This is a genomic window from Bacteroides sp. 1001302B_160321_D4 (genome assembly GCF_015667765.1).
GTDB classification, from domain to species: domain Bacteria; phylum Bacteroidota; class Bacteroidia; order Bacteroidales; family Bacteroidaceae; genus Bacteroides; species Bacteroides xylanisolvens.
This window is the reverse complement of record NZ_JADPLO010000005.1, coordinates 39,797-56,167: the sequence shown is the minus strand read 5'-3', so window position 1 is coordinate 56,167 and position 16,371 is coordinate 39,797. Positions and strand designations below refer to the sequence as shown.

Annotated in this window: 15 protein-coding genes; 5 read left to right on the top strand and 10 right to left on the bottom strand. The window is 41.8% G+C overall.

Translation table 11 applies throughout. From position 1 onward, the window contains the following. The first annotated feature begins 13 nt into the window (after positions 1 to 13). From KFO40_RS03165 to gcvP, 5 genes are all read left to right on the top strand, one after another. On the top strand, positions 14 to 247 hold the full coding sequence (locus KFO40_RS03165) for a YecH family metal-binding protein (protein WP_074706552.1): 234 nt from the start codon (positions 14 to 16) through the stop codon (positions 245 to 247). 144 nt (positions 248 to 391) lie between these two features. Further along, positions 392 to 1,243, top strand: a complete 852-nt coding sequence (locus KFO40_RS03160; RefSeq protein ID WP_074706555.1) for a DUF3298 and DUF4163 domain-containing protein — start codon at positions 392 to 394, stop codon at positions 1,241 to 1,243. A gap of 113 nt (positions 1,244 to 1,356) precedes the next feature. Then, positions 1,357 to 1,977, top strand: coding sequence for a 16S rRNA (guanine(527)-N(7))-methyltransferase RsmG (gene rsmG, locus KFO40_RS03155; protein ID WP_049702941.1), 621 nt, complete (start codon positions 1,357 to 1,359; stop codon positions 1,975 to 1,977). A 43-nt stretch (positions 1,978 to 2,020) separates the two neighbouring features. Then, a complete protein-coding gene (locus KFO40_RS03150) occupies positions 2,021 to 2,659 on the top strand; it encodes an MBL fold metallo-hydrolase (RefSeq protein WP_004311627.1) in 639 nt (212 codons plus the stop codon). Positions 2,660 to 2,820: 161 nt separating this feature from the next. After that, positions 2,821 to 5,670: an aminomethyl-transferring glycine dehydrogenase gene (gene gcvP, locus KFO40_RS03145; protein ID WP_049702942.1), complete on the top strand. Its 2,850-nt coding sequence runs from the start codon at positions 2,821 to 2,823 to the stop codon at positions 5,668 to 5,670. A gap of 213 nt (positions 5,671 to 5,883) precedes the next feature. Here the strand turns inward: gcvP and KFO40_RS03140 are convergent, their stop codons facing one another. The 10 genes from KFO40_RS03140 to nqrF form a co-directional block, all read right to left on the bottom strand. After that, positions 5,884 to 6,453 carry a nitroreductase family protein gene (locus KFO40_RS03140; protein ID WP_008643824.1) on the bottom strand — a complete coding sequence of 190 codons (570 nt, stop codon included), beginning with the start codon at positions 6,451 to 6,453 and terminating at the stop codon, positions 5,884 to 5,886. Positions 6,454 to 6,514: 61 nt separating this feature from the next. Beyond that, complete coding sequence (locus KFO40_RS03135; RefSeq protein ID WP_008643830.1) at positions 6,515 to 7,600, bottom strand: HpaII family restriction endonuclease; 1,086 nt, start codon at positions 7,598 to 7,600, stop codon at positions 6,515 to 6,517. A gap of 81 nt (positions 7,601 to 7,681) precedes the next feature. After that, entirely contained in the window at positions 7,682 to 8,485 is an 804-nt protein-coding gene (locus KFO40_RS03130) for a C39 family peptidase (protein WP_170849028.1), read from the bottom strand. Between the two features lie 21 nt (positions 8,486 to 8,506). After that, a complete protein-coding gene (locus KFO40_RS03125) occupies positions 8,507 to 9,124 on the bottom strand; it encodes an IMPACT family protein (RefSeq protein ID WP_009041156.1) in 618 nt (205 codons plus the stop codon). Positions 9,125 to 9,407: 283 nt separating this feature from the next. Next, positions 9,408 to 10,655, bottom strand: coding sequence for a DUF1015 domain-containing protein (locus KFO40_RS03120; protein WP_008643834.1), 1,248 nt, complete (start codon positions 10,653 to 10,655; stop codon positions 9,408 to 9,410). An 88-nt stretch (positions 10,656 to 10,743) separates the two neighbouring features. After that, complete coding sequence (locus KFO40_RS03115; RefSeq protein ID WP_008022136.1) at positions 10,744 to 11,664, bottom strand: NAD(P)-dependent oxidoreductase; 921 nt, start codon at positions 11,662 to 11,664, stop codon at positions 10,744 to 10,746. A 107-nt stretch (positions 11,665 to 11,771) separates the two neighbouring features. Then, positions 11,772 to 12,839, bottom strand: coding sequence for a 3-phosphoserine/phosphohydroxythreonine transaminase (gene serC / locus KFO40_RS03110; protein WP_008022134.1), 1,068 nt, complete (start codon positions 12,837 to 12,839; stop codon positions 11,772 to 11,774). A 431-nt stretch (positions 12,840 to 13,270) separates the two neighbouring features. Next, positions 13,271 to 14,605 carry a DEAD/DEAH box helicase gene (locus tag KFO40_RS03105; RefSeq protein WP_211146060.1) on the bottom strand — a complete coding sequence of 445 codons (1,335 nt, stop codon included), beginning with the start codon at positions 14,603 to 14,605 and terminating at the stop codon, positions 13,271 to 13,273. A gap of 46 nt (positions 14,606 to 14,651) precedes the next feature. Beyond that, a complete protein-coding gene (locus KFO40_RS03100) occupies positions 14,652 to 14,831 on the bottom strand; it encodes a hypothetical protein (protein ID WP_004306317.1) in 180 nt (59 codons plus the stop codon). 250 nt (positions 14,832 to 15,081) lie between these two features. Next, positions 15,082 to 16,356 carry an NADH:ubiquinone reductase (Na(+)-transporting) subunit F gene (gene nqrF / locus KFO40_RS03095; RefSeq protein ID WP_004300391.1) on the bottom strand — a complete coding sequence of 425 codons (1,275 nt, stop codon included), beginning with the start codon at positions 16,354 to 16,356 and terminating at the stop codon, positions 15,082 to 15,084. Positions 16,357 to 16,371: the final 15 nt, after the last annotated feature.

Below are 16,371 nucleotides of genomic sequence, written 5' to 3'. Positions count from 1 at the left end.
CAGAAAAAAGATTATGGAACAATTACATGCTCATGAAGTCCTCCACATGATGGAAGGAAATAGCTACTCGGAATCATCATTGCGGGAAGCAATCATTAAGAAGTTTGGCTCACAGCAACGTTTTTATGCTTGCTCGGCAGAAAACATGGATGTAGATACCCTTATCGAATTTCTGAAAATGAAAGGGAAATTTATGCCTGTTGAAGATGGATTCACAGTAGATATCACTAAAGTTTGCAAGCATTGATTGGCGGATAATATCCGCCAATCCCATTTTTGGGGATAAATAGCTGCATTTTTTTCTGTTTTTATTAGCCCGATTCACGAATTTCATCTATATTTGTCAATAGTGAATGATAAAACAAATGTTGAATTTACAGAAAAAACGGGTATGAAAAAACAATATGTCAGTCTGCTTGCAATTATACTTTCGGTAAGCGGCTTTTTGTTTTCTTGTCATGACAAGATGAACAAAAACACAGGTGCGTTACAGTTTGATAGCATTCAAGTGAATGAGACAGCACACCTCTTCAGTGATACAGCCAAACCGGCCTGCAATATTATTATTAATTTTGCCTATCCGGTAAAATCATCGGATGATATGCTGAAAGATAGTTTGAATTCTTATTTCATTTCGGCCTGCTTCGGTGATAAATACATCGACGAAAAGCCGGAAGAAGTTGTAAAGCAATATACCGAGAACTATATCAGCGAATACCGCCGCGACCTCGAACCGATGTATGCCGAGGACGAGAAAGACAAGGAAGACGAATCTTCCATCGGAGCTTGGTATTCTTATTATAAAGGTATAGAGAGCCACGTACAACTGTATGATAAAGACCTGCTTGTATATCGTATCGACTACAACGAATATACCGGAGGTGCACATGGCATTTACATGGCTACTTTCCTGAACATGGACCTCACCCTGATGCGCCCGCTCCGTCTTGATGATATTTTTGTCGGAGACTACAAAGACGCATTGACCGACCTGATCTGGAACCAGCTCATGGCGGACAACAAAGTGAACACTCACGAAGCATTGGAAGACATGGGATATGCTTCCACCGGGGACATCGCTCCGACAGAAAATTTCTATCTAAGCAAAGAAGGAATCACCTTCTATTATAATGTATACGATATCACTCCTTATTCTATGGGACCTGTAAAGGTAACAATCCCATTTTCTATGATGGAGCATTTACTAGGCAGTAACCCAATTCTGGGAGAACTGAAAAATTAAAATTCATAAAAAGCTGAACACCAATGAATATCCTATTGTTATCACTCCCGTGTGACAGAATAGGATATTCATCCACATCTATCATTCAAAACTTATAACTCAAAACTCAAACAGTGGAAATCATACTGAAATATTTTCCTGATCTGACGGAAGAGCAGCGCAAACAGTTTGCAGCTCTATACGACCTCTACATTGACTGGAATTCTAAAATCAACGTAATCTCCCGCAAGGACATCGAGAATTTATATGAGCATCACGTGCTCCATTCGTTAGGCATTGCCAAAACAATCCAATTTCGCCCCGGAACCAGCATTATGGACCTGGGTACAGGAGGAGGTTTCCCCGGTATTCCTTTAGCCATCTTATTTCCCGAAGTAACATTTCACCTCGTGGACAGTATCGGCAAAAAAGTACGGGTAGCAACCGAAGTGGCAAATGCTATCGGACTGAAAAATGTAACGTTCCGCCATGCCCGCGCAGAAGAGGAGAAACGAACGTTCGACTTTGTTGTCAGCCGTGCCGTAATGCCTTTGGCGGATTTGATTAAGATTATCAAAAAGAATATCTCCTCAAAACAACAAAATGCATTACCCAACGGACTGATCTGTCTCAAAGGTGGCGAACTGGAGCATGAAACGATGCCGTTCAAGCATAAAACGGTCATTTATAACTTGAGCGATAGTTTCGAGGAAGAGTTCTTTCAAACCAAAAAAGTGGTATATGTTCCGATTTAAATAAGACTATATGTTCTGATAGATGATAAATCATAAAGAAACCATGAAAATAAAGAGATTTGAATTTAATATGTTTCCCGTAAACTGCTACGTATTATGGGATGACACTAAAGAAGCAGTCGTAATCGATCCCGGCTGTTTTTATGAAGAGGAAAAGCAGGCTCTGAAAAAGTTCATTCTTACCAATGAGCTGAATGTAAAGCATCTGCTGAATACTCATTTGCACCTGGATCATATCTTCGGAAATCCGTTCATGCTGAAAGAATTCGGATTATCGGCAGAAGCAAACAAAGCGGATGAGTACTGGATTGACGAAGCACCGAAACAAAGCAGAATGTTTGGTTTTCAGTTGCAGGAAGAGCCTGTACCACTGGGCAAATACCTGCATGACGGAGATATTATCACTTTCGGACATACCAAACTGGAAGCGATACACGTGCCCGGACATTCACCCGGTAGCTTGGTGTACTATTGCAAGGAAGATAACTGCATGTTCTCCGGCGATGTCCTGTTTCAGGGTAGCATCGGTCGTGCCGATCTCACAGGAGGCAACTTCGATGAACTGATAGAGCACATTTGCAGCCGTCTGTTTGTTCTCCCCAACGAAACTGTCGTTTACCCCGGACACGGTGCTCCTACGACGATCGGAATGGAGAAAGCTGAAAACCCATTTTTTAGATAAGAGAAGATTTAATGAGTTATGAATTCTGATTTATGATTTATGATTTGCCGTGCGGATGAAGTAGGTGTTGCGGCTGATTGAGGTTTATAAATCGGGAAAACATAAGAAAGCATAAATCAGAACTCATAATTCATAAATCATAAATCATAAATCATTAAGACATGAAAACCGATTTGTTAGCTAGCCGTCACATCGGCATCAATGAACAAGACACAGCCCTGATGCTCCGCAAAATTGGGGTGAACTCACTGGACGAACTGATTGATAAAACAATTCCCGCCAATATACGGCTGAAAGAGCCGCTGGCATTGACTAGTCCACTGACGGAATACGAATTTGGAAAACATATCGCCGAACTGGCAAATAAAAATAAACTATATACTACGTATATCGGTTTGGGATGGTACAACACGATTACCCCGGCTGTTATCCAGCGGAATGTATTCGAAAACCCGGTATGGTACACTTCTTACACTCCTTATCAGACAGAAGTGTCGCAAGGACGCCTGGAAGCGTTGATGAATTTTCAGACAGCCGTGTGCGACCTTACTGCCATGCCACTTGCCAACTGTTCACTTCTGGACGAAGCAACTGCCGCTGCCGAAGCCGTAAGCATGATGTATGCCATCCGCTCCCGTGCGCAACAGAAAGCCAATGCGAACGTAGTCTTTGTAGACGAGAATATTTTCCCACAAACATTGGCTGTTATGACTACACGCGCCGTGCCGCAAGGCATCGAACTGCGTGTAGGTAAATATAAGGATTTTGAACCTTCACCGGAAGTGTTTGCCTGCGTTCTACAATATCCAAACTCGAATGGAAACGCAGAGGATTATTCCGAATTTACAGAAAAAGCTCATGCCGCAGATTGCAAGGTAGCTGTCGCCGCCGATATTTTGAGTCTTGCCCTGCTGACTCCTCCGGGAGAATGGGGAGCAGATATTGTATTCGGAACTACACAACGTTTGGGTACTCCAATGTTCTATGGTGGTCCGTCGGCTGCTTTCTTTGCTACCAGAGACGAATACAAACGGAATATGCCGGGACGAATCATCGGATGGTCTAAAGATAAATATGGCAAACTTTGCTACCGGATGGCTTTGCAGACACGTGAACAGCATATCAAACGGGAAAAAGCAACTTCAAATATCTGTACCGCACAGGCATTATTAGCTACTATGGCAGGCTTTTACGCTGTTTATCACGGTCAGGAGGGTATCACTACAATTGCGTCGCGCATCCACAGTATCACTGTATTTCTTGAAAAGCAACTGAAGAAATGTGGATACACACAAGTCAACGTTCAATATTTTGACACCTTACGTTTTGAGTTGCCCGAACACGTTTCGGCACAACAAATCCGTACCATAGCGCTTAGTAAAGAAGTAAATCTGCGTTATTATGAAAATGGTGATGTCGGTTTCAGTATTGATGAAACAACAGATGTGGCAGCTGCCAATGTATTGCTCTCTATCTTTGCCATCGCTGCCGGAAAAGACTATCAGAAGGTAGACGATATCCCAGAAAAAAGCAATATCGACAAGGCTTTGAAACGGACAACTCCTTTCCTGACGCACGAAGTATTCAGCAAATATCACACGGAAACAGAGATGATGCGTTATATCAAACGTTTGGATCGCAAAGATATTTCGCTTGCACAATCGATGATTTCTCTCGGTTCATGCACCATGAAGCTGAATGCAGCTGCGGAAATGTTGCCTTTAAGTCGTCCCGAATTTATGGGTATGCACCCGCTGGTTCCGGAAGATCAGGCAGAAGGATATCGGGAATTAATTAAGAATTTAAGTGAAGATCTGAAAGTTATCACCGGATTTTCAGGGGTGAGTCTGCAACCCAATTCGGGTGCTGCGGGAGAATATGCAGGGCTTCGTGTAATCCGTGCTTATCTCGAAAGTATCGGTCAGGGACATCGGAACAAAGTCCTGATTCCAGCTTCGGCTCACGGAACAAATCCTGCGTCAGCTATACAGGCTGGATTTGTGACCGTCACCTGTGCCTGTGACGAACAAGGAAATGTAGAAATGGATGACCTACGTGCCAAGGCTGAAGAAAATAGAGATGAATTGGCAGCGCTGATGATTACTTATCCTTCTACACATGGTATCTTCGAAACAGAAATAAAGGAAATTTGCGACATCATTCATGCCTGTGGCGCACAAGTATATATGGATGGAGCCAATATGAATGCCCAAGTGGGATTGACCAATCCGGGATTCATCGGTGCGGATGTCTGCCACTTGAATCTTCATAAAACATTCGCTTCCCCTCATGGTGGCGGAGGTCCGGGAGTAGGTCCTATCTGTGTGGCCGAACATCTGGTTCCTTTCCTTCCCGGACATGGAATCTTCGGCAATTCGCAGAATCAAGTATCAGCTGCCCCATTCGGTAGTGCAGGTATTTTGCCTATCACGTATGGATATATCCGCATGATGGGTGCAGAGGGATTGACGCAGGCAACTAAGATCGCCATCCTGAATGCTAATTATCTGGCTGCTTGTCTGAAAGATACGTATGGAGTTGTCTATCGGGGAGCCAATGGTTTCGTAGGACACGAAATGATTCTGGAGTGTCGGAAAGTACATGAAGAAGCAGGCATCTCGGAAAATGATATTGCCAAACGTCTGATGGATTATGGTTATCATGCTCCTACCCTCTCCTTCCCTGTTCACGGTACATTGATGATTGAACCGACAGAAAGCGAGAGTTTGGCAGAACTGGACAATTTCGTAGATGTCATGCTGAATATCTGGAAGGAGATTCAGGAAGTGAAGAATGGCGAAGCTGATAAGGATGATAATGTGTTGATTAATGCTCCGCATCCGGAATACGAGATTGTTAGTGATCGTTGGGAACATTCGTACACACGCGAGAAAGCGGCTTATCCGATAGAAAGTGTACGTGATAACAAATTCTGGATCAATGTAGCTCGTGTAGATAATACATTGGGCGACCGTAAGTTACTACCAACTCGTTATGGCACTTTTGAATAAAGGTGATTTATTGTAGAAATCAATTCATTAGAAAAGATTTTTAGAAGCATCTCAATAAGAAATAATCCCGGGGCTCAATGAATGTAAGCCCCGGGATTATTTTTATCAGCCCAGGACTGAATAAACAAAAGCCCTAGAGATGCATCAATTATCCCCAAGGCTCATATTTTGTGATATGGAATGTAAATCCAACTACAATTCTGAATATTTTTTCTACTTGACAATCGTTACCGTATCAGCCTTCACCTTTTTCTCTTTCATTGGAATCTTCGAATCAGCATACCCCAAAGCCACGCAACCATAGACTTTATGATTGGCAGGAACACCTAAAGAGGTAATATATTCACGAACTTCAGGATCATCACACGTTGTGCCCAACTGGTTGATCCAGCAAGAGCCGATTCCTAAAGAATGGGCAGCCAGAAACATATTTTCTATTGCACAAGCACAATCCATACCAGCCCACCATTGTGTAGGTTCATTGGATACAATCACCAAAGTCGGAGCATGATAATAACAACAATAGGTCTTGCTATGTCCACGCTCTTGCAAACGGGAATCATCGCTTTTTGCAAAAGCTCCTTTAATGCGTTCATTCAGTTCTGTCAATTTATCTACATTTTGAATAGCAGTAAAGTGCCATGTTTCCAAATGCATTCCACTGGGTGCATAAGTTGCAGCTTCCAGAATAGCCTGCAAATCTTCTTCTGAAACTTGCTGACTAGTATAAGCCCGTACACTACGACGTGCTTTAATGTTCTCTAAAACTTCATTCGTTTTCATGAATAACAAGTTTTTTATATATATCGAATCAAAATTTCACCACAGAATTCTAATTTATCATTTACCTTTTAACTAGCCCAATCTTTGCATTCAGTTTGAAATAATAGACTCCATTCTCTCTTTCCAAAAATCCGTATTTATCCTTCTCCAAAGATCCTTTTTCCAAACGGGTATTTTGAAACAAAAAGTCTTCCATTACTTGCTTTTCTGATTTATGATAACAGAGCACCTCTCCACTTCCGCCCACTAACAGAATACCTTCCACAGCCGAATCCAATCCATTATAAATCTTTGCGGGACGCATACCTAAAGCTAATGCCATCAAGAACTGCTTCATCTTAAACTCATAAAACTTATGCTTGTTTATCAGTTCATCTTTAATCTTTAACGGATTCATTTGTTTGATAACTTCCGTCAGCTCACTAATGCGAGAGATACCATCCAAATGCATAATACGAACCATTTCTGTCAAGACACGTGGAAAATGCAGGTCAATCATCAGAAGATTGCTACGGAATACCCGGTCGGCTACATCAGAATATTTAAGTACACCGCCCAATCGTTCGATCATCATCATTCGCTCGGCAACCTCATTGGGAGATTCAGGCAAAGCATTGATTTTATTCACTGTGGGAGTGGCAAATTTGACTCCACTCTGTTCCAGTTTTAGATTTGCAGCACGTCCTCCGTCCAGTAACGGATTCATTACACCCAAACGTGAACGAACATTAAAACCTCTCAACGGAGCTTCCGGATGCCAAAATGCAATGGAGAAATCAGTACGATCTTCTGTTTTTGCTTCCAAATCGAAAATGGCTGCTTCGTCTAAAAACTCTTCTACTCCTTCCGGAGAGGTTACGTCATCTTCCGAAGAAGATTTCACAGCCCGTAATATCAAATCAGCTACAATACCAAAGTCTTCGCGAGGCATGGATTTAGTTCCGCTCTCTGCTTCTATACGAATCGTATCTTCCTCAATATAATATTGACGTGTTCCATCATGTTCTTCCCGTTGAATCATTGCAATAGGCCAAGATGTTTCTCCCGCCTTTGCGTCTGCTGTGCCTAGCACTACTTTTCCGTCTGTCAGGAGACGAAAGAAAGAATAGAGTTCGCACCATTCTTTTTTGGTTGCTTCGAATGCCATATATCTTTGTTCTTCTTTATTTTACTAATGTTCTTTTTATCCTAATTTCACTAAGAAATTTCTATCTTCACAATGAATTGCTTACTGATTAATAACCTGCGGTAAGGTTACAGGCAACGCAACAGGAGGTACTATATGAGTTACTTCCTCCAAAGGAGGAAGCTTGCCTACTTGTGCAAACAGGGAGTTTCGAATCCATTCTTTAGGAGTGACTATGATAAATCGTCCCGTCCAGCAACCATCAAAATAGGAAGGATTGCCCGGCTGTTTCTTTATTGGATAGCAGATATTTTCTCCTTTACTCCGCATCTCCGGCGAACGTCCGGGGTCATTTACCCACACATGTTTATCGTCAATGCCACGAAGCACCATCCAGTGCCCTCTCGGACCGGGACGCAAACCACGAACTGCTCCTGTATATCTCACATTCACAAGCACAGGTATACCACGATCAATATAATCTTTCAATACCCGGTAATCTTTCTGCTGAAAATGTTCGGCACTTATCATATTTTCATAATAACGTGTCAAAGAATCAATTTCAAAAGAATAGTATCCTCCCTGCCCTATCGATGTACGACGACGGAAAGGGGCACGTTTTTTCAGAAAGTAGTTACGTTGATACTCAATCAGTTTCTTTTCTGCATCCTGGGCTGTACGTTGTGTATCAGTCGTCATGCCTTTAAAGTAGTCAAAGACCATTAACGAAGAAGCCAGAGAGCAATGCGAGTAAGGACATCCTGTGATTTTCTGCGAATACCACGGAACAGGGATATTATTAGGAGCGAGCTTTTGAGTCTCCTGTGCTTGTGCTTGCGTCTGAACGCTTATCAAAGCAAAGAAGCTTAAAAACAAATTGAAAATTATATGATATTTATTTCTCATGCAATATTTTAAATATCTTATTTACAATACATTCTCCTCATCAAGAATCCGAGCTGTCTCCACCTTTTCCAAACGAGCACGCAATTTAGGCATCATCGAACGACGAATACGTAACGTCATACTACAATCCATGTCATACGACTGATTGAGAATTTCCGGTTCCTCCTCTTTCACAATGCGCATCACGTCATTCATGAAAGGATATTCAAACATTACCGTCACGTCTTCATCTACTGTCTTTTCTATAATTGTAGCGGCAGCAATAGCTTCAGCAGCGGCAGCCTTGTAAGCCACGATCAATCCGCTTGTCCCTAACTTGATTCCTCCAAAATAACGGACTACTATAATCAGGATATCCGTCAGTTCATTTGAATTTATCTGTCCGAGAATGGGTTTTCCCGCTGTTCCGGAAGGTTCTCCATTGTCATTGGCACGAAAATCCTTTCGTGCAGCTCCCAACATATAGGCATAACATACGTGTCGTGCATCATAATACTTTTTCTGATACGTTTCAAGATGTATTTTTATCTCATCGAGAGTACGCACAGGAAGGGCTATAGCAATGAACTTGCTTCGTTTTTCCGTATAAATACCTTCGGAAGGTTCAATGATGGTTTTATAAGTATCTTCAGCAGTCATGCTGCAAAGATACGGCTTTAATAAGAAAAGTCAATCTATCGTTTGGAAATATTAATGTTCCACTTATCGATGAGATGTAGCTGGGAATATAAAAATCTTTGTTGGCAGATTATCATCTACAAGATAGTGACGCTATCCAATAAAAATAGTGACGGTATACCACAAGGATACCGTCACTATCCCGGGCATATACCGTCACTATTTTTTTATCTTAATCGAGTGTTACATTTATTGATATAACTTACATCAGCAACGTCTTTTTTGCATCATCCGATAGAATTTCCTAATCCAATTTATGAATTACCAACCCCGAACGAAGTTTAGGTTCAAACCAAGTTGTCTTCGGTGGCATGATATTACCTGTATCTGCAATATCCATCAATTGTTTCATAGATACAGGATAAAGAGCCAGAGCCACTTTCATTTCACCGCTATCCACACGCTTCTTGAGTTCTCCCAATCCACGGATGCCGCCCACAAAATCAATACGCTTGTCCGAACGCAAATCCTTTATACCCAAAATTTCATCCAAAATCAGGTTGGAAGAAATGGTAACATCAAGCACGCCAATAGGGTCGTTATCATTGTATGTACCTGTCTTGGCTGTCAGACTGTACCATTTACCACCCAGATAGAGTGAGAAGTTATGTAAGCCGGATGGTTTATAGATATCCGCACCCTTCTCTTCTACTATAAAGTTTTTATCAAGTGCAGCCAGGAATTGCTCGGGAGTCAAACCATTGAGATCTTTCACTACACGATTATAGTCGATGATGGTTAGCTGGTTTGCAGGGAAGCAAACAGCCATGAAGTAATTATATTCTTCATCACCCCGATGATTCGGATTTTGCTTTGCTTTCTCTGCTCCCACTAGTGCAGCAGCGGCAGAACGGTGATGTCCGTCGGCAATATAAAGAGCCGGCATCTTAGCAAATTCGGCAGTAATAGCAGCAATATCCTCATCTTGATCGACAATCCAGAAAGTATGTCCAAAACCATCCCCCGGAGCGATGAAGTCATAAACAGGCTTGTTTGCCGTATACTTCTTGATAATAACATCCAACTTCTCATTATCCGGATAAGCAAAGAAAACAGGCTCAATGTTAGCGTTGTTCACACGGACATGCTTCATACGGTCTTCTTCCTTGTCACGACGGGTAAGCTCATGTTTTTTGATAATCCCATTCATATAATCGGGAACGTATGCACCAACTACCAATCCGTATTGTGTTTTCCCGTTCATCGTTTGGGCATAGATATAATAATTTTCCTTATTATCCTGCACCAACCAACCTTTGTCCTGGAACAGTTGGAAATTCTCGGCAGCTTTAGCATACACTTGTTCGTCGTGTTCGTCCGTACCGACAGGGAAATCTATTTCCGGTTTAATAATATGATAAAGAGACTTTTCGTTACCTTCCGCTTCTGCGCGGGCTTCTTCTGAATTCAATACATCATAAGGACGTGAAGCGACCTGTTCTACGAGGTCTTGCGGAGGACGAATACCCTTGAAAGGTTTAATTATTGCCATGATATTAGTATTTTATATGTAAAAAATTAAAGCCACAGACTTATTGAAAATCTGTGGCTCAAATATACTACTTATTTCTAAAAGAATCTTATTTGTTTACTCTAAATTTCTCGCAACCATCTTTCAGGAAGCCTACAATTTGTTGAGCGGCAGCAATACCGGCATTGATATTTGCTTCAGCAGTTTGAGCACCCATCTTCTTTGGAGTTGAGAAATAACGTCCGGCAAATTTCTCTGCAAATTCTGCGTTAGCAACAGGCATAATATCTGTGATATATTTGAAGTCTGCACGCTCTTCCATCAATTTAATCAGTTCTGCTTCGTTGATAACTTCCTTACGGGCAGTGTTTACCAACATAGCACCTTTCGGCATATCTTTCAACAAAGCATAATTGATAGAATTTTTCGTTTCGGCAGTTGCCGGTATATGAAGAGATACCACCTGACAAGTCTTATACAGTTCTTCTGCCGAATCAAGTGCTTTCACACCATCTTTTTCGATTACTTCTTTCGGGCAGAATGCGTCGTAAGCATACACTTCCATTCCGAAACCTTTGGCAACACGGGCTACATTACGACCTACGTTTCCATAAGCATGAATACCCAGTTTTTTGCCCATCAATTCTGTACCGGAAGTTCCGTTATAGAAGTTACGGACAGCATATACCATCATACCCAAAGCAAGTTCGGCAACAGCATTAGAGTTTTGTCCCGGAGTGTTCATCACACATACGTTGTGAGCAGTGGCAGCAGCCAGGTCAACGTTGTCATATCCCGCACCGGCACGTACTACGATTTTCAATTCTTTGGCAGCATCAAGCACCTCTGCATCAATAATATCACTACGGATAATGATAGCATTAGCATCTTTCACTGCATCCAGCAATTGAGCCTTATCTGTATATTTCTCAAGTAAAGCAAGCTCGAATCCAGCTGCTTCTATTTCTTTACGGATACCGTCTACTGCAACTTTAGCAAACGGTTTTTCTGTAGCTACAAGTACTTTCATAATTTAATTCTATTTATAAAGACTCACCACAGATTACGCAAATTTTCACAGATTATAGAATTTAGGAATCTGTGCTAATTCGTGTAATCTGTGGTGAAAATAATATATTAATGAAGTTTTTCAAATTCCTGCATGCAGTCAATCAAAGCTTGTACGCTTTCTTTCGGTAAAGCATTGTAGCAAGATGCACGGAAACCACCCACAGAACGATGTCCTTTGATACCTACCATACCTCTTTCAGTGGCAAACTTCAAAAAGTCAGCTTCAAGGTCTTTGTATTCGGGAGCCATCACGAAACAGATGTTCATGCGTGAACGGTCTTCTTTGGCAGCAGTACCCACGAACATTTTGTTGCGGTCGATTTCAGCATACAACATATCCGCTTTTTCAATGGCACGACGTTCCATTTCTTTCACACCACCTTGTGCTTTGATCCAACGAAGGTTCAGCAATGCAGCATAGATGGGCACTACCGGAGGAGTATTGAACATAGAACCATTATCAATGTGTGTCTGATAATTCAGCATTGACGGAATGTAACGAGAAACCTTACCTACAGCATCATTCTTAACAATAACGAATGTAACACCTGCAGGAGCCAGATTCTTTTGTGCACCACCATAAATACAGATATATTTAGAAACGTCGATCGGACGTGAGAAAATATCAGAAGACATATCGGCAACCATCGGAACCGGAGAATCGAGGTCTTTCTTCAATTCTGTACCGTAAATCGTGTTGTTAGTAGTGATGTGAAAATAATCTGCGTCTGTCGGGATTGTGTAATCTTTTGGGATATAAGTATATGTAGCTTCAGCAGAGGAAGCAACTTCTACAACTTCACCAAACCCTTTAGCTTCTTTCATTGCTTTCTTAGCCCACACACCAGTGTTCAGGTAAGCAGCTTTTTTTTCCAGGAAGTTATAAGGAACCATGCAGAACTCCATACTAGCACCTCCACCCAGGAACAGTACCGAATAGCCTTCGGGAATATTGAGTAATTCCTTGAATAATGCCTCTGCTTCGTCAACCACAGGTTGGAAGTCTTTGGCACGGTGGCTGATTTCCATCAAAGAGAGACCAGAGCCGTTGAAATCTAAAATAGCCTTCGCTGTATCCTCTATCACCTCACGCGGAAGAATGGAAGGTCCTGCATTGAAATTATGCTTTTTCATTTGAAGTTTGTTTTTGGTTTAACAATTTCGTTACTTTTGTCTTTTGACCTTGCGAATTTACGAATTTATTCCCATCGCACAAATCTTTCCTTATAAAAATACTGTTTTAAAGCAGATTTTCCTTTCTTTTTATTGGTTTATACAGGATATATACACCATATTGTTATCTATAGATGTCAAGTATGGGATAAAAGTCGAGATTGAAATAGAACCGGAGATATTGATGATAAAACAAAAGATTAATGCAATAAAAATGAATATTTATAAACTACAACAGTGAATTCAGCTTAGATTAACAGGGAAATGAAGTGAAAAGTAAAACATCTTTGGAAATAATGTAATCATCCCTATGCTCAATGACTAGTGAACATAGGGACGATTGTAAATAATAAAAGAGGACTTTAAGAGTTCTATATTACAAAAAAAGAGTTTTACTTCGCTTCCTCAATAATAGTCTTCATTCCTTTTATTTTCTCTCCTTGAATCAGATTCAGGAGTTGCTTCACCTTAGCTCGGCGAACGGCAACGAAAGCATAATGTTCTTTGACATCAATCGCTCCGACATCTTCGCGAGTCAGATTTCCTTTTTTATATAAGAATCCGGCAATATCTATCCGGCTAAGTTTCTCCTTTTTTCCTTTACCTATATAAATGGTAGCCCAGACCGATTTCGGAGGCCGGGGAGGGTTTTCAGGCAACACTACTATCTCCATTTCTTCCAGAATATAAGAAGGAAGTTTCTCTTCGGCATGAAGAATCAGATAAGACGTTCCGGTCGCATCCCAACGTGCTGTTCGTCCGTTGCGGTGCGTAAAGGCTTCTTCATTGACCGGCAAATGATAATGGATGATATGTCCGACTTCCGGAATATCCAGTCCACGGGCAGCCAGATCGGTAGAAATCAATACATGACAACTGCCATTACGGAACTTGTAAAGCGCACGTTCACGGTCCGGCTGTTCCATACCACCATGAAAACGTTCTGCGAGTAGTTTTTTATCCGCCAATAACTGATGTACACGGTCCACCGCATCCCGATGATTACAAAACACGATGCTCGAAGCGCTCCCCAATGTACAAAGCAGGTTATATAAAGTATCAATCTTATCTTTGGAAGGCGAAAGCACCTTCATCAATTTCAAGCGCGACTCTTGTTCTTCAGAATCGTCCGAAAGGAAGTTCAACTTAACTGTGCGGTTCAATCCTGTAAATTCGGGAATCTCTGCCGCATCGGTAGCTGAAAGCAACATACGTTTTTTTAATCCCGGAAGCTGGGTGATAATCTCTGCCATTTCATCGTGGAAACCAAACTCCAACGATTTGTCGAACTCGTCGATAATTAAAGTTTCAATGGTTTCGGGATTGAAATTTCCTTTAGACAGATGGTCGGTGATACGTCCCGGAGTACCAATGATGATAGCAGGATGATTGCCCAATATACTTTTCTTTTCTTCGGCGATAGGATGCCCACCGTAACAACAGCAGGTTTTCCAGGAAGTCCCCATTGCTTTGAATACAGAATCTATCTGTAAGGCCAGCTCACGCGAAGGAACGAGAATCAAAACCTGCACGCTGTCATCGTTCGGTTTTAGAGTAAGGAGTAAAGGTAACAGATAGGCCAGCGTCTTGCCCGATCCTGTCGGTGACAACAGTATAACGTCTTTTCTTCCGGTAGCTTGTTCAAGTGATGCTTCCTGCATCGGATTCAGCTCCTCAATCTTCAAATTGCGGAGAGCCGACTGTATAATTTCATTTTTCTCTAACATGGGGGCAAAGATACAAAAAGGAAAGAGTACGGAGATAAAAATGCAATCAAACTTTAGCCATGCCGGTCAATATATAATAACCTTTCAGATTATTCTCTTTCATGTAAATGGTTACTTCTGCCCTACAAGCTGTCACCAAGGCATATCCCGTTAAACTTGAACTCATAGCTTTGACAAATGAATACTCTGTATCATTGTGAATAAAAGATATACGATGATATTCCATAACCTATTGTACTTTAATAATTCTATTGTGTAGCCAAATATACGAATATAATAGATAAGTACGGATAAAAAAGGAGAACTATCTTTAAAACAGACATAAAATAGATACAAACCATAACGGAAAGACATTATGAGATAATAGTAAAAAAAAGCGGGAAATCGAAGAAGCATTACTGCTTTTCAGATTTCCCGCTCTGTGTTTATGTAACCTTTCCGGTCATTGTTCCGACCGGTTTGTTCTCTTCTGCGAATTATCCTCCGAAGTTGTCGAACATCAGGTTCTGTGCCGGAACGCCAAGATCGTCGAGCATCTTCTCAACAGCTTTCGACATCGGACCAGGACCACACATGTAGTATTCAATATCTTCAGGAGCTTCGTGATTCTTCAGGTAAGTTTCGTAAATTACGTTGTGAACGAATCCCGGAGTGTACTTCACGCCTGCAGCATCAGCAGCAGGGTCCGGACGGTCGAGAGCCAAATGGAAAGTGAAATTCGGGAAGTCCTTTTCGATTTGCAGGAAATCTTCCAGATAGAACACTTCGTTCAGCGCACGGGCACCGTAGAAGTAAGACATCTTACGGTCAGTAGTATGCAATGTCTTGGTCAAGTGCATGATTTGCGCACGCAACGGAGCCATACCGGCACCACCACCAATCCACATCATTTCCTTCTTAGAATCGAAGATTGGGTGGAAGTCTCCGTAAGGACCACTCATTATTACCTTGTCACCCGGTTTCAGGGTAAAGATATAAGAAGAAGCGATACCCGGCATTACATCCATAAATCCAGGACCTTGTTCTTTCGGTTTGAACGGCGGAGTAGCGATACGTACTGTCAACATGATACGGTCACCTTCGGCAGGATAGTTGGCCATAGAGTAAGCACGGATTGTTTCCTCGTCGTTCTTACACTTCAGACCCAGCAAACCGAATTTCTCCCATGCAGGAAGATATTCATCACCAATCAAGCTCTTATCGATGTCCTTGTCATAGTCCATTGAGAATTTAGGAATCTTAATCTGCGCATAAGAACCCGGGATAAAGTCCATGTGTTCGCCTTTAGGCAGAGCAACGATGAACTCTTTGATAAATGTAGCCACGTTCTTGTTGGAGATTACTTCGCACTCCCACTCTTTCACACCGAGTACAGATTCATCAATTTTGATAGCCATATCCCCCTTCACTTTTACCTGACAACCCAGACGCCAGTGGTCTTGCTGCTGTTTACGGCTGAAGTGAGGAACTTCAGAAGGCAGAATTTCACCACCACCTTCAAGCACCTGGCATTTACATTGCCCGCAAGATCCCTTACCACCACATGCGGATGACAGGAATATTCCGTTTACAGACAGAGTATTAAGCAAAGTAGAACCGGAAGCAACTTCCAATTCCTTTTCGCCATTGATTGTCAGTTTCACGTTTCCTGATGGCACCAGGAAATTTTTGGCAACCAGCAAGATAACAACAAGCAACAGAATAACCACAAGGAATACCCCAATGCTCGCTAATATTAAATTCATATCCATTGTCTTATTCCTTTC

What these genes read in the sequence shown, in the direction of transcription:
- KFO40_RS03135 (WP_008643830.1), bottom strand. Translation starts at nt 7,600, where the DNA reads ATGGCATTCGAAGCAACCAAAAAAGAATGGTGCGAACTCTATTCTTTC.
- KFO40_RS03160 (WP_074706555.1), top strand. Translation starts at nt 392, where the DNA reads ATGAAAAAACAATATGTCAGTCTGCTTGCAATTATACTTTCGGTAAGC.
- KFO40_RS03120 (WP_008643834.1), bottom strand. Translation starts at nt 10,655, where the DNA reads ATGGCAATAATTAAACCTTTCAAGGGTATTCGTCCTCCGCAAGACCTC.
- KFO40_RS03125 (WP_009041156.1), bottom strand. Translation starts at nt 9,124, where the DNA reads ATGACTGCTGAAGATACTTATAAAACCATCATTGAACCTTCCGAAGGT.
- gcvP (WP_049702942.1), top strand. Translation starts at nt 2,821, where the DNA reads ATGAAAACCGATTTGTTAGCTAGCCGTCACATCGGCATCAATGAACAA.
- KFO40_RS03140 (WP_008643824.1), bottom strand. Translation starts at nt 6,453, where the DNA reads ATGAAAACGAATGAAGTTTTAGAGAACATTAAAGCACGTCGTAGTGTA.
- KFO40_RS03150 (WP_004311627.1), top strand. Translation starts at nt 2,021, where the DNA reads ATGAAAATAAAGAGATTTGAATTTAATATGTTTCCCGTAAACTGCTAC.
- KFO40_RS03100 (WP_004306317.1), bottom strand. Translation starts at nt 14,831, where the DNA reads ATGGAATATCATCGTATATCTTTTATTCACAATGATACAGAGTATTCA.
- KFO40_RS03165 (WP_074706552.1), top strand. Translation starts at nt 14, where the DNA reads ATGGAACAATTACATGCTCATGAAGTCCTCCACATGATGGAAGGAAAT.
- serC (WP_008022134.1), bottom strand. Translation starts at nt 12,839, where the DNA reads ATGAAAAAGCATAATTTCAATGCAGGACCTTCCATTCTTCCGCGTGAG.
- KFO40_RS03115 (WP_008022136.1), bottom strand. Translation starts at nt 11,664, where the DNA reads ATGAAAGTACTTGTAGCTACAGAAAAACCGTTTGCTAAAGTTGCAGTA.
- KFO40_RS03130 (WP_170849028.1), bottom strand. Translation starts at nt 8,485, where the DNA reads ATGAGAAATAAATATCATATAATTTTCAATTTGTTTTTAAGCTTCTTT.
- nqrF (WP_004300391.1), bottom strand. Translation starts at nt 16,356, where the DNA reads ATGGATATGAATTTAATATTAGCGAGCATTGGGGTATTCCTTGTGGTT.
- KFO40_RS03105 (WP_211146060.1), bottom strand. Translation starts at nt 14,605, where the DNA reads ATGTTAGAGAAAAATGAAATTATACAGTCGGCTCTCCGCAATTTGAAG.